This window comes from Limnobaculum allomyrinae, from assembly GCF_016649425.1.
Taxonomy (GTDB): domain Bacteria; phylum Pseudomonadota; class Gammaproteobacteria; order Enterobacterales; family Enterobacteriaceae; genus Limnobaculum; species Limnobaculum allomyrinae.
In genome coordinates this window covers 259,458-275,761 of record NZ_JADRCR010000004.1, presented here as the reverse complement: position 1 = coordinate 275,761, position 16,304 = coordinate 259,458, and the positions used below count along the sequence as shown (strand labels likewise).

The window sequence follows — 16,304 nt, the reverse complement described above, 5'->3', positions numbered from 1 at the left end:
TATCAAAAAATAACAGAAAAACGCTATCCACAACGGGCGTTTTCGTTGACTAAATAATTTAAACCATCAGGCAATAGAGTAAGAAAAGTGCCGGAAAAATAGTTATGATGTAGAGATAACAAGATGAGAATATTCAGATTAAAAATCGATTATTTTGGTGATAAATCCATTTTTGCCTTGCCAAAACCATCGAAAACTCAGGGATGTAATAAAATAACGGAATGAGTAGCTTACTGACATTTAAAAACTGGCGAATTTATGAACTGGTTTGGCTTGCCACCTTCTCCTCCATCGCTATTGTTTTAACCATTCTTTGGCACGATAGTTGGTTTGGTTTCTCCATTTTCTTTACCGGGGTTCTTTGCGTAGTACTGGCGGCTAAAGGCCATCTCTATACTTACATTTTCGGTATGTATAACACCCTCGGTTATGCCTACTTGTCCTGGATAAATCATCTTAACGGCGAAGTGGCGCTATATCTTCTGTTTTTTATGCCAATGAATGTTTTTGGTTTCCTGATGTGGAAAAACAAAATGAATGGCAATCAGGTAGAAATGCGCAGTCTACCCTGCCGGGGGCTGCTGCTGGCAATATCCATCTGTATTGTTGGCAGTCTGGCTGTTGGCGTCATACTGGCTCAAATTCCAAAACAGAATACGCCTTATATTGATGCAACCACCGTCGTTTTATCTATTGTTGCCACTCTGCTTATGGTTTGGCGCTATAAAGAGCAATGGCTCACCTATATTGCCCTCAATGTTTTCACCATCATTATTTGGATTTATCGCTTTGTTCATGGGGCTGAAAACAGCGCCATGATGATCGTGATGTGGAGCGCCTTTTTACTCAATGCCATCTATGGTTATTGGAACTGGCATCAGGGAACAAAGAAAACAGGTATTGAAAGATAACCATGAGAACCACAGGATTAACATTAGGAAAGTTCGCTCCGTTTCATAAGGGGCATCAATATCTGATTGAAACGGCGTTAAAAGAAGTCGATGAACTCTATATCCTGATTTACCACACATCAGTTACGACAATCCCGCTTTCCGTACGAGCCAACTGGATTCGCAAGCTATATCCGCAGGTTAAAGTCATTGAAGCCTGGGATGGCCCTGAAGGCTATTCCAGCGATCGGGATTTTGAAATTGAACAAGAGAATTACATCCTGACCATGCTGAACGGTCAAAAGATAACGCACTTTTATTCCAGTGAATTTTATGGCGATCATGTCAGTAAAGCATTGGGAGCAGTAGACCGTCGCGTTGATGAAGCACGAACGGCAGTACCCATTTCAGCAACAGAAATTCGGCAGAATCCTTTAAAACATCGCCAGTTTATTGATGATGTGGTTTATTCTGATTTGATTACCAAAGTGGTATTTGTAGGTGCTATGTCCACGGGGAAATCAACCATTACAGAAGCTTTAGCCCAACGCTACCAAACTACTTTTGCCAGTGAATATGGTCGTGATTACTGGACGCAACATCAGGTTGATCGACGCATTGGGTTTGAAGATTTTAATCATATTGCCATCGGGCACATTCAACGAGAGGATAGCGCTGTTCTTACTGCTAACCGTTATCTTTTTGTTGATACCAATGCTATTACTACCTATATGTTTGCTCTCGACTATCATGGGAAAGCACCTGAGTTATTAACCCAACTGGCACTGGAAAATGCCTCACGCTACGATTTGTTCTTTCTATGCGAAGATGACATTCCCTATGATGATACCTGGGATCGCAGTGGTGACCAGAAGCGTCATATTTTCCATCAACAAATTATTGCTGATTTAAAGGTGAGAAAAATTCCTTATATTACACTGAAGGGATCTCTGAATGAGCGAATACAAAAAGTTGATGCGGTACTAAAACGTTTTGAAAAGTACAGTAATGCAATGATGCTGCCCTGGAATGATTAAGCTCGAAAGAGCTATGGCATATTTACCATTAAATGGATTATTCATGAATATTTTCAGCAAGATCGGAGTTATTGGCTCAGCCCTTCTGGTTTTATCTTCTGCTTCTGCCATCGCCACCATGCCGGTTGAAACCAGTGCAACACCAGCAACTAAAGTAAGCGATACCACACTGGAGAACTTTTATCAGGTGGATAAAGATCTCTACCGCTCCGGCCAACCGGGAGCAGAACAGATGCAAGAGCTGGAACGCCGCGGAGTTAAATCCATTGTTAACCTGCGCAATTTCCATACCGATAACAGCGAAGCGAGAGGTACTTCGCTAAAGCTTTATCATATCCCTATGGAAGCCGGTCGTTTTACCGAAGAGCAGGTGATCCTGGCGCTGAAACAACTCTATCATGCGCCAAAACCGGCGCTGATTCACTGTTGGCATGGCAGCGATCGTACCGGATTGATGGTCGCAATGTACCGAATGGTATTCCTTGGCTGGTCAAAACAGGATGCCATTGAAGAGCTAAAGAAACCCGAGTTTGGTTATCACCAATGGGCTTACTACAACATTATTCAATATCTGGAAAAAGTGGACGTAGAGGATATACGCAAGCAGGTAACGGAAACAGTAGAATAAAGCAGCGGAAGTAAAAGTGCTTATATGCCGGCATTCCATCTTTTTAATGAAATGCCGGCATAATAAAAAATGAGTTATGGCATCGCCACAAATCCAACAGCCTGATTCACCTTTTCCATTGTCTTCTTAGCCTGTGCACTGGCTTTAGCTGCGCCTTCACGCATCACTTGCTGCAAGAAAGCTTCATCATTACGGAAACGATGATAACGTTCCTGAAGTTCAGTCAACATATTCGCTACTGCATCAGCCACTTCAGTTTTCAAATGGCCATACATTTTGCCTTCGAACTCTTGCTCCAGCGTTGCAATAGACTTGCCGGTTACCCCGGACAAGATATCTAACAGGTTAGAAACCCCGGCTTTATTCTCAATATCATAACGAACCACCGGCGGCTCATCGGAGTCGGTTACCGCACGCTTCAGCTTTTTCATCACTGATTTTGGATCTTCCAGCAGGCCAATAACGTTATTACGATTCTCGTCAGACTTAGACATCTTTTTGGTTGGTTCCAGCAGTGACATCACGCGGGCGCCTGACTTAGGAATGAATGGTTGTGGAATTTTAAACACATCACCATACAGTGCGTTAAAACGTTGGGCCACATCACGACTCAATTCCAGATGTTGTTTCTGGTCTTCGCCAACCGGAACCTGATTGGTTTGATACAACAGAATATCCGCCGCCATCAACACAGGGTAGTCAAACAGACCCGCGTTAATATTCTCTGCATAGCGGCTGGATTTATCTTTAAATTGAGTCATACGACTCAGCTCGCCAAAATAGGTATAACAGTTCAGAACCCAGCTCAGTTGAACATGTTCAGGAACATGAGACTGAATAAAGATCGTGCTCTTCTTCGGATCAATACCACAAGCCAGATACAGCGCCAGCGTGTCCAGCGTTGCTTTACGCAGTTTTTCCGGATCCTGACGAACGGTAATCGCATGCAGGTCAACGATGCAGTATACGCAGTCATACTCATCCTGCATCTGAACCCATTGACGCAGCGCTCCCATATAGTTACCAATGGTCAATTCACCTGATGGCTGTGCGCCACTAAATACAATGGGTTTACTCATGATTTCGTCCTAATTCATCTTTGATGTAAGCTGCCCGATAGTGGGCAGGAGGTCGGCGAATGAAGCTAATACACGGTCGGGATGACTTAGTGCTATAGATTCGCCATAGTTATATCCGTAGGAAAATCCTATCGTTGGGCAACCAGCTGCCTGGCCTGCCTGAATATCATTGCGGGAGTCACCGACAAAAACCAGTTCATCCGCTCTCAAGCCTAACTGACCTAAAACCAGATAGAGTGGGGCTGGATGAGGTTTTTTTTCAACCACATCATCTCCGCCGATAATCACGCTAAAATAGTCTAAAATACCCAAAGAACTCAATAAAGGCCGAACAAATTGTGTCGGCTTATTGGTCACCAGCGCCATTTTCATACCGCTGCGGGCCAGCGCTTTCAGCGTAGGCTCCACATGAGGATAAAGCTGAGTTCCCGATTCAACAAATTCATTGTAGTAACGGTCAAACAAAGTGCGGGCACTATCCTGATACTCTTTAGAGGATTCGCCACCGGCCCAGTTCAATGCACGCATAATCAGCACATTCGCGCCGTTACCAATCCAGTGGGAAACCCGCTCTTCACCGGCAACAGGCAGACCCAACGATTTTAATGTGGCATCAATAGCCGCAGCCAGACCTGGTAAACTATTCACCAGCGTACCATCAAGATCGAATCCTACCCCTTTAATACCGGTAAACATACTCATTGAGTGGCCTTCGCCAGTTCCTGTCTCATTTGATCAATAACCGCCTTATAGTCAGGCTGGTTAAAAATAGCTGAACCGGCAACAAACATATCCGCACCTGCGGCTGCAATTTGTCCGATATTATCAACTTTAACACCACCATCAACTTCCAGACGAATATCAAAACCACTGTCATCAATCATCTTGCGAACCTGACGTAATTTATCGTAGGTGGATGGTATAAATGACTGCCCACCAAAGCCAGGGTTAACCGACATCAATAAAATCACGTCCAGCTTATCCATAACATAATCAAGATAGCTTAACGGCGTGGCTGGATTAAAGACTAACCCCGCTTTACAACCATGTTCTTTAATCAATTGAATAGTGCGGTCAACATGTTCTGAAGCTTCAGGATGAAAAGAGATATAAGATGCGCCAGCCTTAGCAAAGTCAGGCACAATCCTATCAACTGGTTTCACCATCAAATGCACATCGATAGGTGCAGTAATACCGTAGTCACGCAGTGCCTGACACACCATCGGACCAATGGTTAAATTGGGTACATAATGGTTATCCATAACGTCAAAATGCACTACATCCGCACCGGCTGCCAATACTTTCGCCGTATCATCACCCAGACGGGCAAAATCAGCAGAAAGAATAGAAGGAGCTATCAGAAATTTATTCATGCACATATCCATGGGTTATCGAAAACATTGTTTAAAAACGGACGGTCTGGTTCAAGAATATTTAAGTTCTTACAGCCAGAATATTTAATCAACGCGGGCGATACAAAGCCAAGAGTTCATCAACTTTCGTTCTGCCTGTTACATTACGGCTGATGGTTCTCCGCCCTCTGACTACGACCAGTTTGGCCTCTTTATACCATTCACGGGTTAATTCGGTTGCATGGTTAGAGATCAGTACCGGAACACCTAAATTACCAGCCACACTCCGAGCCAGCAAGGCCAAATGCTGTTGATCTTTAAGGTTGAAGTTATTGGTGTGATAGGCAGTAAAATTAGCAGTAGCAGATAAAGGGGCGTAAGGCGGATCGCAATATACTACGGCACCTGATGACGCTTTCATCATCGTTTGCTCATAATTCTCACAAAAGAATGTAGCTCTCTTCGCTTTTTCAGCAAAAAAATAGATCTCAGCTTCAGGAAAATAAGGGCGCTTATAGCGGCCAAAAGGCACATTAAATTCGCCGCTCAGGTTATAACGACATAATCCGTTATAACAATGGCGATTCAAATAAAGAAACAATAACGCCCGACGATAGCGATCGCGACTTTGATTAAATTCTTTGCGCAACTCGTAGTAAACCGCTTCCTGATTATTTTCATCATTAAATAATTCTCGGGAATCTTTTACTACTTGCTCAGCACACTCTTTAACAATCTCATACAGATTAATCAAATCGCTATTTATATCTGCCAGAATATATTCATCATAATCGGTGTTAAGAAATACAGAACCAGCACCGACAAAAGGTTCGATTAAACGATCCCCTCTGGGTAAATGCTCCCGTATTTCATCGACCAGGGGATATTTCCCCCCGGCCCATTTTAAAAAAGAACGATTTTTTTTCATGCTGCGAGTCAGCTACTTATACAATTCACAACGGCGTTTTGCACTCTGTTTCAAGCAGCACATTTGCTCATCTTATGGTTATTTTTGTTTTAGATCCTGATGCACTTGTTGCATAGATCTTACCCATGGCTTGTTTGCCTGAACTTCTTTCGACATGCCTGATAATGCAGAACGGGCTTCCGTGGCTGAAGCATAGTTACCAGTGACCAAAACAAACCACGGTTTGCCATCACGACGAGTTGAATACACCCAGTAATCCGTCATGTTGTTCTTTTTAGCAAAAGCTAGCAACGTATCGGAACGAGAGGCACTACTCACCTGCAATGTCACTCGATTTGCAGGAATAGCTGACAGCCCGGAGACTGTGCCTGGCGTTGTGGAGCCCTTAGCAACAGGCGCAGCAGGTGTTTCACTCGCTTTTGGTGTGGTTGTTTTTGGTGTTGTCGTTGGCTGACTTACCGGCTTAGGCTGGGTCGTTGGCCGTGGAGAGGTTGTCGCTGGCTGAGAATTCTGAGCCGGTGCTTTTACTGGTGTAGTACCCGCTGGCTGTTGCCCCGGCGCAGTAGCCGGTGTACCAGAGCCAGGCATTTCGGTCTCTTTCAAACGGTTCAGTTGCTCTTGCTGGGCAGTCAACGCATCCGTTATTTCCCCAGGGATTTCAACACGCTGTTGATTTGGTGTACCCGGCAGCGGTTGAGACTCTGTAGGCGTACCAGAAATCGGTGGAGGTGTAATTTCCTGTGGTGAAGACGTATTAGCTGGTGGAGTATCCGTTGGTTGCGACGCGGTACCAGAACCTGAGCTTCCGCCTAAATTGACTTCGCGTGGCCCATTATTTTGTGGCGCCGGCCCTTTCAAGGCTGAACTCACCAAAAAAATCAGAAGCAGCAGTACCAGAATACCAATACCAATCTTGATATGCTGACGAGATACCGATGCGCTCTTTTGTGGTTTGCTACGCTCACGACGTGCAACACGATCGTCAACGTCCGGTTTCATTTCATCAGATTCAAAGTCGTCTTGATCGTCTACTCGCACTTTCCCACCCCTTCAGATAAATTGATATACCGCGACAACAACGCTTCTATGAAAATAACTATCGCAGGCGCTGGAATTATATCAGGCAATTTCCTATTGCTGACAACACAACTTGATGGTCAACGCCACTTTTTACTTCAGATTGACCAATAGCCGTTGGCAATACCAAACGTAATTTACCTGCCAGCGTTTTTTTATCACGCAGCATGTGAGGAATATAGGCTTCTGGTTTCATACTGTCAGGCCCGTAAATCGGGAGATCGGCACGTTGTAATAAACGTTTGATTCTATCAATATCTTGCTGATTAAAAGTACCTAACAGTTTGGCTGTTTCGGCTGCCATTACCATGCCTGCCGATACCGCTTCCCCATGTAGCCAGTTACCGTAACCCATTTCAGCTTCAATGGCATGACCAAAGGTGTGGCCAAGATTTAGCAGAGCTCTGACGCCATTTTCTCGCTCATCAGCCGCCACTACCTGGGCTTTAATTTCGCAACAGCGACGAATACAGAACCCCATCGCTTGCTCATCCAATGCCATCAATCGTTCAATGTTTTGTTCAAGCCAATCAAATAAGTCTGTATCCAGAATAATGCCGTACTTAATCACTTCAGCCATGCCCGAGGAGAGTTCACGCTTAGGGAGAGTTTTCAAGCAGTTGAGATCAATAACCACTGATGCTGGTTGATAAAATGCACCAATCATGTTCTTACCCAGCGGATGGTTAACTGCGGTTTTGCCACCAACAGATGAATCAACCTGAGACAAGAGTGTGGTTGGCACCTGAATAAAACGCACGCCACGCTGATAGCATGCTGCAGCAAAACCGGTCAGGTCACCAATCACCCCACCACCTAACGCAATCAAGGTGGTATCACGACCATGATTATTTTCCAGCAGGCGAGTGAAGACCTGATCCATCACTGACAGTGTTTTATATTTTTCACCGTCAGGCAATATTACTGAATCAACAATAACACCTAATGTTTCCAGACTCCTTCTTACTGTTTCCAGATAGAGCGGAGCAATAGACTCATTGGTAACAACTAATGCTTTGTCTCCAGACTGGAGAGGAAGAAAAGAATCCGGATGGCTAAACAAACCAGCCTCAATCGTAATAGGATAGCTACGCTCTCCTAAAGTAACACTTACCCTCTCCATAGCATGCCTTTTTAATCTTATTCTTAGATTTAATGCAAAACGAACACATTAAAAATTAGCGGTTTTCGATTAACTGAATAATTTGGTTTGCAACAACTTTAGCGCTTTGATCGTCGGTCTGAATGGTGACGTCAGCAATCTCTTCATACAAAGGATTACGTTCCAACGCTAGTGTTTCTAACACTTCGCGCGGTGTATCAACCTGCAACAGAGGACGTTTCTTATCGCGCTGAGTACGAGCCAGCTGCTTTTCGATTGTAGTTTCTAAATACACCACAATACCGCGTGCGGATAAACGATTACGGGTTTCTTTTGATTTTACAGAACCGCCACCGGTAGCCAGGACGATGCCTTGCTTTTCCGTCAGTTCATTAATAACTTTTTCTTCACGATCGCGAAAACCCTCTTCGCCTTCTACGTCGAATACCCAGGCTATATCAGCTCCAGTACGGCGTTCAATCTCGTGATCGGAGTCTACAAACTCCATATTAAGCTGTTGAGCCAACTGACGACCTATCGTGCTTTTACCTGCACCCATAGGACCGATCAGAAAGATATTGCGTTTCTCTGCCATATTTTATTGGTATTACTAAGATAATTCGTTAATGACAACCCGCCCCGTAAGGTAAATACATAAACGGGAGTTCACCTGAAACCTCATATGCATGATGTGTGAGATCAGACTGGAAATTATCTCAACACTATAGGTGGTTTGGCAACCTAATAAATTTTAACACCTCAATTTCTCGGTGGCAGAGCACAATAATTTCATCAAATTTTAGGCTCAAACCTCATGTCAGACCGGTTTCAGATAGACACTTGTAAGCTAAATCGGCTTACGCGTCAAATTTGGATGCGGTTTGATAAATAACTCTCTGGCAATTTATGCCATTTTTAATGGGCATTATCATGAAAAAATATATTTTCCCGACAGCTATCCATTTAATGTTTTCCCTGACGATATTATCGCCGGAGCGGTAATAATGGTCGGAGTAATAAATATCACCAGCTCCCGTTTACTCTGCTTATGTGAATTACGTTGAAATAATGCGCCCAAAACAGGAATGTCACCTAACACGGGAACCTGCTCTTTTCCTGATACCTTATTTTGCTGAAAAATGCCGCCCAATACGATCGTCTCTCCATCAGCCACAGAAACCTGAGTTTTAATCTCTTGGGTATCTATGGTTAGAATTTCACTGCCATCGCCCTTTTTCAGTCCTTTTCCTGGCATATTCTGGCTAATTTGTAGCGCCAGTTCTAACTGCCCTCCCGGAAAGATTTGTGGAGTCACTTCAAGCCCCAGCACCGCTTGTTTAAATTCAATGGATGTCGCGCCACTGGCTCCACTGGAAACCTCATAAGGAATCTCTGTTCCCTGTTTGATACTGGCGGTCTGTCGATTTATCGTCATGAGCCTTGGACTGGCGATAATATCCACACTGCTTTCAGCCTCCATGGCTGATAGCTCCAATCCCAACAAACGTCCGTCTATACGTGCAACCTGAAAACCTATTTGCCCCGCAGGTGAACCTGCTGCCAATGCTACATTAAACTGGCTATTGATACGGGTTCCCTCGGACGGTGATTCACCTCCCCATCCCCACCTGACGCCGAGTTCCTGCAAGTTTTCATGACTGATAGTTACAATATGAGCAGTCAACAATACTTGTGGCTGCGGGCTATCTATCTCCTGTAAAAAAGATTCTACTGGCGCTATCACCGATGCGACGTCACGTACAATAACGATATTGGTTCTTGCATCGGCAACAACACTTCCCCGATCGGACAGAAAGTGACCTTTTTGAGCGTTGAGCAACTTAGCCAGCTCATTAACATCCGCATAACGAACCCGATATTTAAACGCGGTTAGCGGTTGCTCTTCTGTCTTTTGCTCCTGACGTTGTTTATCACGCTGGTTCTGAGCCTCTTTCTCCTGACGGGGAATAACTACCATCACGTTACCATCCAATTCAGCATCCAACTGACCTGCCTTTAAAATAGCGGATAGCGCCTGCTGCCAGGAAACCTGGTTAAGGCGAATACTCAACTTGCCTTTTACGCTGTCCATTACCACTAAATTCAACTGTTGATAGTCCGCCAGCGCCTGTAATATCACACTTATCGGTGCATCCTGAAAATCCAGTGAAACCGAGGTTTCTGGCGCCAGATCCACCGGTTCTCGCACAACATCTGTTGGGTATACCGGCAATGACAAACTCAGCGCACCACACAGGCAGATAAAGCGCATGTGTACAAAAAAATCCATTCGTTACTTCCTTAATTTAAGCTCAATGATGTTTTGGCTACGACAAGAGTGACTTCCCGCTGATTTATCAGAAAATTGAGCGCTGCCATACAACAGATGGTTCAGTTGCCAGTAAAACAAGGGCAATGGCTTTTGTCTGGCAATCCGTATCCAACCACCAGCCTGAGTTTGTATCCATCCATACCAGTCTCCATCACGTCCAATCACTCCGCGCAGACGCCAGCTCAGGAGTTGCTGCTGTTCTTCAACAATGGCTGCCGGGCACTGTGTTATTTCACCTGGCATAAAGGGATTACGACGAAGCTCTTCTTGCGTTAAAACTTCAGCAGAAAAGAGGAGTGATAAAACCATAAAGCGCCATTTCATGAGGCCCCCTGGTTTAACTGGTATAAACGAAGAGTCATATTGATGGTCAAGTGCTGACCACCATCCAGTATCAGGCGATTAACGGCGACTAAACCTGAGCCGTCATTAATCAATCGAATTAATTCAATGAATTGAAAATAGTCAGCGCTTACGTTTAGTTGCCAGTCATATAAAGTAAGCATTCCCTGCTGAGAAACCGAAGGGGCTGCAATCTCCATCAACTGACAACCTGATGCCGAAAGATATCCGGTAATTATGTGAATAAATCCGGCACCGTTATCAGATTGATATGGCTGAAGTTCACTCTTAGCCTGCTGAATTTGCGCTTTTAACAGGTCGTTTTCCGGCAGAGCGCGCCACTGCTGTTGGTAAGCCTCCGCCTGTCGCTCTACTTTTTCTAACTGTCTTTGAAGCTGCTGATTACCCTCCATCAATGGAATAACCAGTAAATACCGAATCAGAATCCATATCAGCACGCTGATCACAGCTATGATGGAATGGCGCAACCATAACGGAGCAAAAATCACATATTGCCAATCAATGTGTGCTCCTCTTTTCACAACGTAACCCCTGTCCGATTGGCCATAAGGGTAAAAGAAAACAAAGAAAATTCCGCATTTACAGCCATCATTTTTCCCAATTGAAGTCCTGTTATTAATGATGAACGACCTAATTTTTGCTGAAACGCCATAATGCTCAAATAGTCATTGCCCTGACCTTCAATCTCTAGCTTCTCCTCTTTAAACATAATTCTCTTCAACCAAAGCGACTCCGGCAAAGCAGATTCAATATCGATAAATAATGTGTGTAATAAGAGAGTGTGTTGCCTGATTTGCTGAGTCTGATGTTGTAACTGAGTTAAGACCAAAGCAGCCTGTTGCATATCCTTAGTTTGTTTAATTTCATTCAGTCTGGCGGTATTCGATGCCGTTATCTCTGTTAACTGTTGAGAGAGTTTTTGCTGCTGGCTGCTTGCCGTAAAATAGGAGGCACTCAGGCAAAGTAATGTGGCTATCGCATAACAAAAAGCCATTCCAACAAAACGTTGGCTCGCCTTTTTTTGTCGCTGGACACGCCAGGGTAAAAAATTTACCTGAAACATCAGCAATCCTCTGAACGTAACGCCAGACCACATGCCAGAACAAACTGTTGAGGCGTGTCAGGTAGCGGCGGCTGCATTTGTTGTAGAGCCACCAAAGGTGACCAGCATTGAATATGAGAGGGAAAAATATCTGGTGACGGAAAGCCACTATAGCTAACCCGATCAACAGCATAGTCACTGATTTGTTGGTAAGTCTGCCGGGCATACTCGATACGTTCTAAAACTGTCATCGAGTTATCTGGAATAACCTGATAATAGAAAGGATGATTAAGCGGTGAAACTAACAGATACTTTTCATACATCTGATGAACCAACAGCGAGTCAGGAGGTACGCCACCAGACAATGCCATATAGCGTAATACGCAAGGTGTGGCATCGATAATGTCAGGAAAAATATTGGCACGAGCCAGCTCGGTTTTCCAATGTTCAATAACCCATTTCCGGGTTGCACTTACTATGATTTCCCCGCTGTCTGACTGTTCAGAATTCACTGGAGAGATGAGGCGATAATCCACCGCCAATTCACGTGCAGCCAATGGAAACAACTTACTCATGGATGCCTCTACTAACCATGTTTGTTCCTGTAAGGATAAAGACGGTTCAGGTAATTTTATTGATTGTTGTAAAATGACGTCGGCCGGTAGTGCAATTCGTAAAGAAACACGCCTTGGTAAATTACGACGCCATTCACTCAGAGCCGTCATGATTTCTGGTGATAGCATCGCCGTTTTATCGCCAATGCTTGAGGATGAAACCGCCTGATAATACCAGTGACGCAGTTGCCAACCATATCGCCTGCGTTGTACTGCCAGTGCACAGAAGCTATCTTCCTGAATATCTAAGCCAACCTGCCAAGTATTCATATTCCAGAAATCTCCTTTCCCTTATTTTCTCTTATCCATCGATAAAAGAACGTATCCACAATGTCGTGTTGCCTTTATACTATCGGCCGATTGTTTATAAACCACTCAATGTCCATTGCATGGGAATTATCAGGTGAAGTTCGTAAAGTATTTGTTCATCATTGCAATTTGTTGCTTTTTTTTGGGAATTGGCGCGATTTTTGGCCTCTATAAATACCTTGAACCGGAACTACCGGATGTTTCAACGTTAAAAGAAGTCAAGCTACAGATGCCTATGCAGGTATTTAGCGCAGAGGGAGAGCTCATTGCTCAATTTGGTGAAATGCGCCGTATTCCGGTGACGCTTAAACAAATGCCGCCTCAATTAATTCATGCATTTCTGGCAACAGAAGATAGCCGTTTTTATGAGCACCATGGTCTTGATCCTATTGGTATTGCTCGCGCATTGGTCGTTGCCGTTGGTGCAGGTTCTGCCCAGCAAGGTGCCAGTACCATTACTCAGCAACTGGCAAGAAACTTCTTCCTTAGCCCGGAGAAGACCATTACTCGTAAGGCAAAAGAGGCTTTTCTGGCCATTCGTATCGAAAGATCGTTGACCAAAGATGAGATTCTTGAGCTCTATCTGAACAAAATTTATTTGGGTTCACGGGCTTATGGTATTGGTGCCGCTGCACACGTCTATTTCGGTAAAGATGTTAGCCAACTGACGTTAAGTGAAATGGCGATGATCGCCGGTTTACCGAAAGCGCCATCCAGCTACAATCCAATCAACTACCCCGATCGGGCATTGGTTCGTCGTAATACCGTGCTTTATCGTATGCTGGAAGAGAAATACATTACCCAGCAAGAGTACATGGAAGCCAAAAATTCACCGTTGGTCGCTAACTACCATGAACCAGAGGTGGCGTTTACTGCGTCTTATCTGGCAGAAATGGTGCGTCAGGAAATGATTGATAGATTCGGTGAGAATGCTTATACCGACGGTTACAAGGTTTACACCACGATTACCAAGTCTTTGCAGACTGCAGCAACTGATGCCGTGCGCAACAATATCATCGATTACGATATACGCCATGGCTACCGCGGCCCGGAACACGTATTGTGGAAAGGGGCAGAAACGCCGTGGGAAAAACAGCAGATTGTTGATTTCCTTAAAGGCGTTTCCAGTTACGGACCTCTGGTTCCAGCGGTAGTGACAAAAGCGGAAGGCCTACAGGCTACCCTGATGCTTCATGATGGCGAAACCCTGGCTTTACCTTTCTCGGCAATGCGCTGGGCTCGACCATTCATTAACGATCGGGCAATGGGTGCCAGTCCAAGGAAAGTGACCGATGTGGTTAAAGCGGGTCAACAGATTTGGATTCGTAAGAGCGGTGAAAACTGGATGCTATCGCAGATCCCGGGCGTAAACTCTGCGTTAATCTCATTAGATCCACATGATGGTGCTATAAAAGCCTTAGTGGGCGGATTTGATTTTAACCAAAGCAAATTTAACCGGGTAACCCAATCTGTACGTCAGGCAGGATCTAACATTAAACCATTTGTTTATGCGGCAGCATTGGATAAAGGGATGACCCTTTCTACATTGTTAACCGACTTGCCGATTACGCTAAACGTGGGTGGTGGCAGAACCTGGTCACCGAAAAACTCACCACCTACTTATGCAGGGCCGCTGCGTTTACGGGTTGGTTTAGGTTTATCCAAAAACGTCATGATCGTTCGTGCAATGCGCGCCATTGGTGTGGATTACGCCGCAGACTATCTTCAGCGTTTTGGTTTCCCGGAACAAAACATTTCACGAACTGAGTCATTAGCACTGGGAGCGGCATCATTTACTCCACTGCAATTAGCTCGTGGTTATGCCGTGTTTGCCAACGGGGGTTATTTGGTTGATCCTTATTTCATCTCCAAGATTGAAGATGATACCGGTGCAATTATCTTTGGTGCTAAACCTAAAGTTGCCTGTGGCTTTACCTGTGATATTCCAGTGGTTTATGGCCAAACGGCAAAATCTCAGGCGTTGGTAAGTAATACCGTTGATCTACATAGTGCGGAAGATGCCGCAGCAGCTGCTGCCGCTCTTGCTGCTGGTTCTGTCGCTCATCCGGAACCAGCAGACCCGGCTGATGATAGTTCAGACGATGTCGACCCATTAACTGAAAATGCGGTTAACGATATTACGCCAGTACCAAACCTGCCGAAAATTGATCCGTCGAAAGTTCCACCGGCTGACCCTTATGCGCCCCACGTTATCAGTTCAGAGCTAGCCTTCCTGGTACAGGATGCATTGAAAAGCGATATCTCTGGTGAGCCTGGTGGCGGTTGGAATGGTACCGGGTGGCGTGCAGCACGGGATCTGAAACGTAATGATATCGGTGGTAAAACCGGTACCACTAACAGTTCAAAAGATGCCTGGTTCTCTGGTTTTGGTCCATCTACCGTCACGTCAGTCTGGATAGGATTTGACGATCACCGTCGTGGGTTGGGTCGTGGTGAAGCGGGTGCACAAAGTGCTCAGCCAGCCTGGATTGACTTCATGAAGGTAGCGTTGAATGGTCTACCCGTGCAGGCCACACCACAGCCAAAAGGCATTATTAGTGTGACGATAGATATGTCTACAGGGCAGCTCCCAAGCGGAGGTCGTAGCCGTTCGGAATACTTTATTAAAGGTACTGAGCCGACAGCCCGCGCTTACTCTGAGGCTGGTACTACCGTGACCGACAGCGGTGGCAACACCCATGAGTTGTTCTGATAAATTTTAACATCGTTAGTAAAAAGGCCGTTCAATTGAACGGCCTTTTTGTTATTTAATTAATACTACAGCTCAACTCGCTGGCGTAGATATTCCCGCGCTAAAAACAGTGCGCTAACGTTACGCGCTTCGTTAAAATCTGTCTCGTTCAGTAAATCAAGCATGGTTTCCTGAGGCCAGGTCACCAACGTCAATGGTTCCGGCTCATCCCCTTCCAGTTTCTGGACATAGAGATCTTCAGCCAGCACAATCGTCATGGTACTGGCAAAGTAGGTCGGTGCCAGTGTCAGCTTTGATAATACGGTCAGTTTTTTCGCACCATAGCCAATCTCTTCCATTAGCTCACGGTTAGCGGCAACCAGCACATCTTCATCCGGCTCGACCAAACCTTTAGGAAAACCCAACTCATAGTCTTCAATGGCTACAGCATATTCACGAATCAATAAAATATCATCACCACTCACAGGAACGATCATCACTGCCTGACGACCTTCCGGTAACAGTCGTTCGTAAACCCGGTTTTCTCCATTGCTGAAAGCTAAATCAACTGACTGAATACGAAACATACGAGAACGCGCGATTGTCTCGACATTTAGTATCTGGGGTTTTTGTTGCACTTTACTCATTAATGGGACCTCGGGGATAATTCCTTTCATGCAATAATGTTAGCTGGCTTATACTTATTATTACTGACAATATGAAGTATTAATATGACAATATTTTGGAAGTGGCCCGCAATTCATCTTACTGGCTTTGTATTCTGGCTGATACCACTTTACTATAAGTAAAAGTTTACATCTGCTTTTTGATACCATCGCCAACTAACTATAAGATAGTA

At 44.8% G+C, this 16,304-nt stretch carries 17 protein-coding genes; 4 read left to right on the top strand and 13 right to left on the bottom strand.

The window, feature by feature from the left end:
• The first annotated feature begins 221 nt into the window (after window positions 1–221).
• From pnuC to I2494_RS10155, 3 genes are read left to right on the top strand one after another with little or no spacing between them, the layout of a single operon-like run.
• A complete protein-coding gene (gene pnuC / locus I2494_RS10165; protein ID WP_218466727.1) occupies window positions 222–911 on the top strand; it encodes a nicotinamide riboside transporter PnuC in 690 nt (229 codons plus the stop codon).
• 2 nt (window positions 912–913) lie between these two features.
• Window positions 914–1,927 carry an AAA family ATPase gene (locus tag I2494_RS10160; RefSeq protein ID WP_218466726.1) on the top strand — a complete coding sequence of 338 codons (1,014 nt, stop codon included), beginning with the start codon at window positions 914–916 and terminating at the stop codon, window positions 1,925–1,927.
• 43 nt (window positions 1,928–1,970) lie between these two features.
• The gene (locus tag I2494_RS10155; protein WP_218466725.1) at window positions 1,971–2,555 is read left to right on the top strand and encodes a dual specificity protein phosphatase family protein; all 585 of its coding nucleotides are present in this window, start codon (window positions 1,971–1,973) and stop codon (window positions 2,553–2,555) included.
• 74 nt (window positions 2,556–2,629) lie between these two features.
• Here the strand turns inward: I2494_RS10155 and trpS are convergent, their stop codons facing one another.
• The 12 genes from trpS to pilM form a co-directional block, all read right to left on the bottom strand.
• A complete protein-coding gene (gene trpS, locus I2494_RS10150; protein ID WP_218466724.1) occupies window positions 2,630–3,634 on the bottom strand; it encodes a tryptophan--tRNA ligase in 1,005 nt (334 codons plus the stop codon).
• A 9-nt stretch (window positions 3,635–3,643) separates the two neighbouring features.
• Window positions 3,644–4,336 carry a phosphoglycolate phosphatase gene (locus I2494_RS10145; RefSeq protein ID WP_218466723.1) on the bottom strand — a complete coding sequence of 231 codons (693 nt, stop codon included), beginning with the start codon at window positions 4,334–4,336 and terminating at the stop codon, window positions 3,644–3,646.
• Window positions 4,333–5,007 (bottom strand): ribulose-phosphate 3-epimerase, encoded by a 675-nt coding sequence (rpe, locus tag I2494_RS10140; protein WP_218466722.1) that lies wholly within the window; start codon window positions 5,005–5,007, stop codon window positions 4,333–4,335. Before rpe ends, I2494_RS10145 begins: the two co-directional genes overlap by 4 nt.
• 88 nt (window positions 5,008–5,095) lie before the next feature.
• Window positions 5,096–5,914: an adenine-specific DNA-methyltransferase gene (dam, locus tag I2494_RS10135; protein ID WP_218466721.1), complete on the bottom strand. Its 819-nt coding sequence runs from the start codon at window positions 5,912–5,914 to the stop codon at window positions 5,096–5,098.
• Window positions 5,915–5,992: 78 nt separating this feature from the next.
• Window positions 5,993–6,952 carry an SPOR domain-containing protein gene (locus I2494_RS20620; protein ID WP_218466720.1) on the bottom strand — a complete coding sequence of 320 codons (960 nt, stop codon included), beginning with the start codon at window positions 6,950–6,952 and terminating at the stop codon, window positions 5,993–5,995.
• A 76-nt stretch (window positions 6,953–7,028) separates the two neighbouring features.
• A complete protein-coding gene (gene aroB / locus I2494_RS10125) occupies window positions 7,029–8,114 on the bottom strand; it encodes a 3-dehydroquinate synthase (protein ID WP_218466719.1) in 1,086 nt (361 codons plus the stop codon).
• A gap of 55 nt (window positions 8,115–8,169) precedes the next feature.
• Window positions 8,170–8,688, bottom strand: a complete 519-nt coding sequence (gene aroK / locus I2494_RS10120; RefSeq protein ID WP_218466718.1) for a shikimate kinase AroK — start codon at window positions 8,686–8,688, stop codon at window positions 8,170–8,172.
• A 360-nt stretch (window positions 8,689–9,048) separates the two neighbouring features.
• Entirely contained in the window at window positions 9,049–10,383 is a 1,335-nt protein-coding gene (gene hofQ / locus I2494_RS10115; protein WP_228350915.1) for a DNA uptake porin HofQ, read from the bottom strand.
• Window positions 10,384–10,386: 3 nt separating this feature from the next.
• Window positions 10,387–10,749: a hypothetical protein gene (locus I2494_RS10110; RefSeq protein ID WP_218466717.1), complete on the bottom strand. Its 363-nt coding sequence runs from the start codon at window positions 10,747–10,749 to the stop codon at window positions 10,387–10,389.
• Complete coding sequence (locus I2494_RS10105) at window positions 10,746–11,309, bottom strand: hypothetical protein (protein ID WP_218466716.1); 564 nt, start codon at window positions 11,307–11,309, stop codon at window positions 10,746–10,748. Before I2494_RS10105 ends, I2494_RS10110 begins: the two co-directional genes overlap by 4 nt.
• A complete protein-coding gene (locus tag I2494_RS10100) occupies window positions 11,306–11,851 on the bottom strand; it encodes a PilN domain-containing protein (protein ID WP_218466715.1) in 546 nt (181 codons plus the stop codon). The genes I2494_RS10105 and I2494_RS10100 overlap by 4 nt, the downstream gene beginning before the upstream one ends.
• Window positions 11,851–12,714 carry a pilus assembly protein PilM gene (gene pilM / locus I2494_RS10095; protein ID WP_218466714.1) on the bottom strand — a complete coding sequence of 288 codons (864 nt, stop codon included), beginning with the start codon at window positions 12,712–12,714 and terminating at the stop codon, window positions 11,851–11,853. The genes I2494_RS10100 and pilM overlap by 1 nt, the downstream gene beginning before the upstream one ends.
• 133 nt (window positions 12,715–12,847) lie before the next feature.
• Between pilM and I2494_RS10090 the strand changes: the two genes are divergently transcribed.
• Window positions 12,848–15,466, top strand: a complete 2,619-nt coding sequence (locus tag I2494_RS10090; protein WP_218466713.1) for a PBP1A family penicillin-binding protein — start codon at window positions 12,848–12,850, stop codon at window positions 15,464–15,466.
• Window positions 15,467–15,531: 65 nt separating this feature from the next.
• On the opposite strand, the gene nudE is transcribed toward I2494_RS10090, so the two are convergent.
• The gene (gene nudE / locus I2494_RS10085; protein WP_218466712.1) at window positions 15,532–16,092 is read right to left on the bottom strand and encodes an ADP compounds hydrolase NudE; all 561 of its coding nucleotides are present in this window, start codon (window positions 16,090–16,092) and stop codon (window positions 15,532–15,534) included.
• Window positions 16,093–16,304 lie beyond the last annotated feature (212 nt).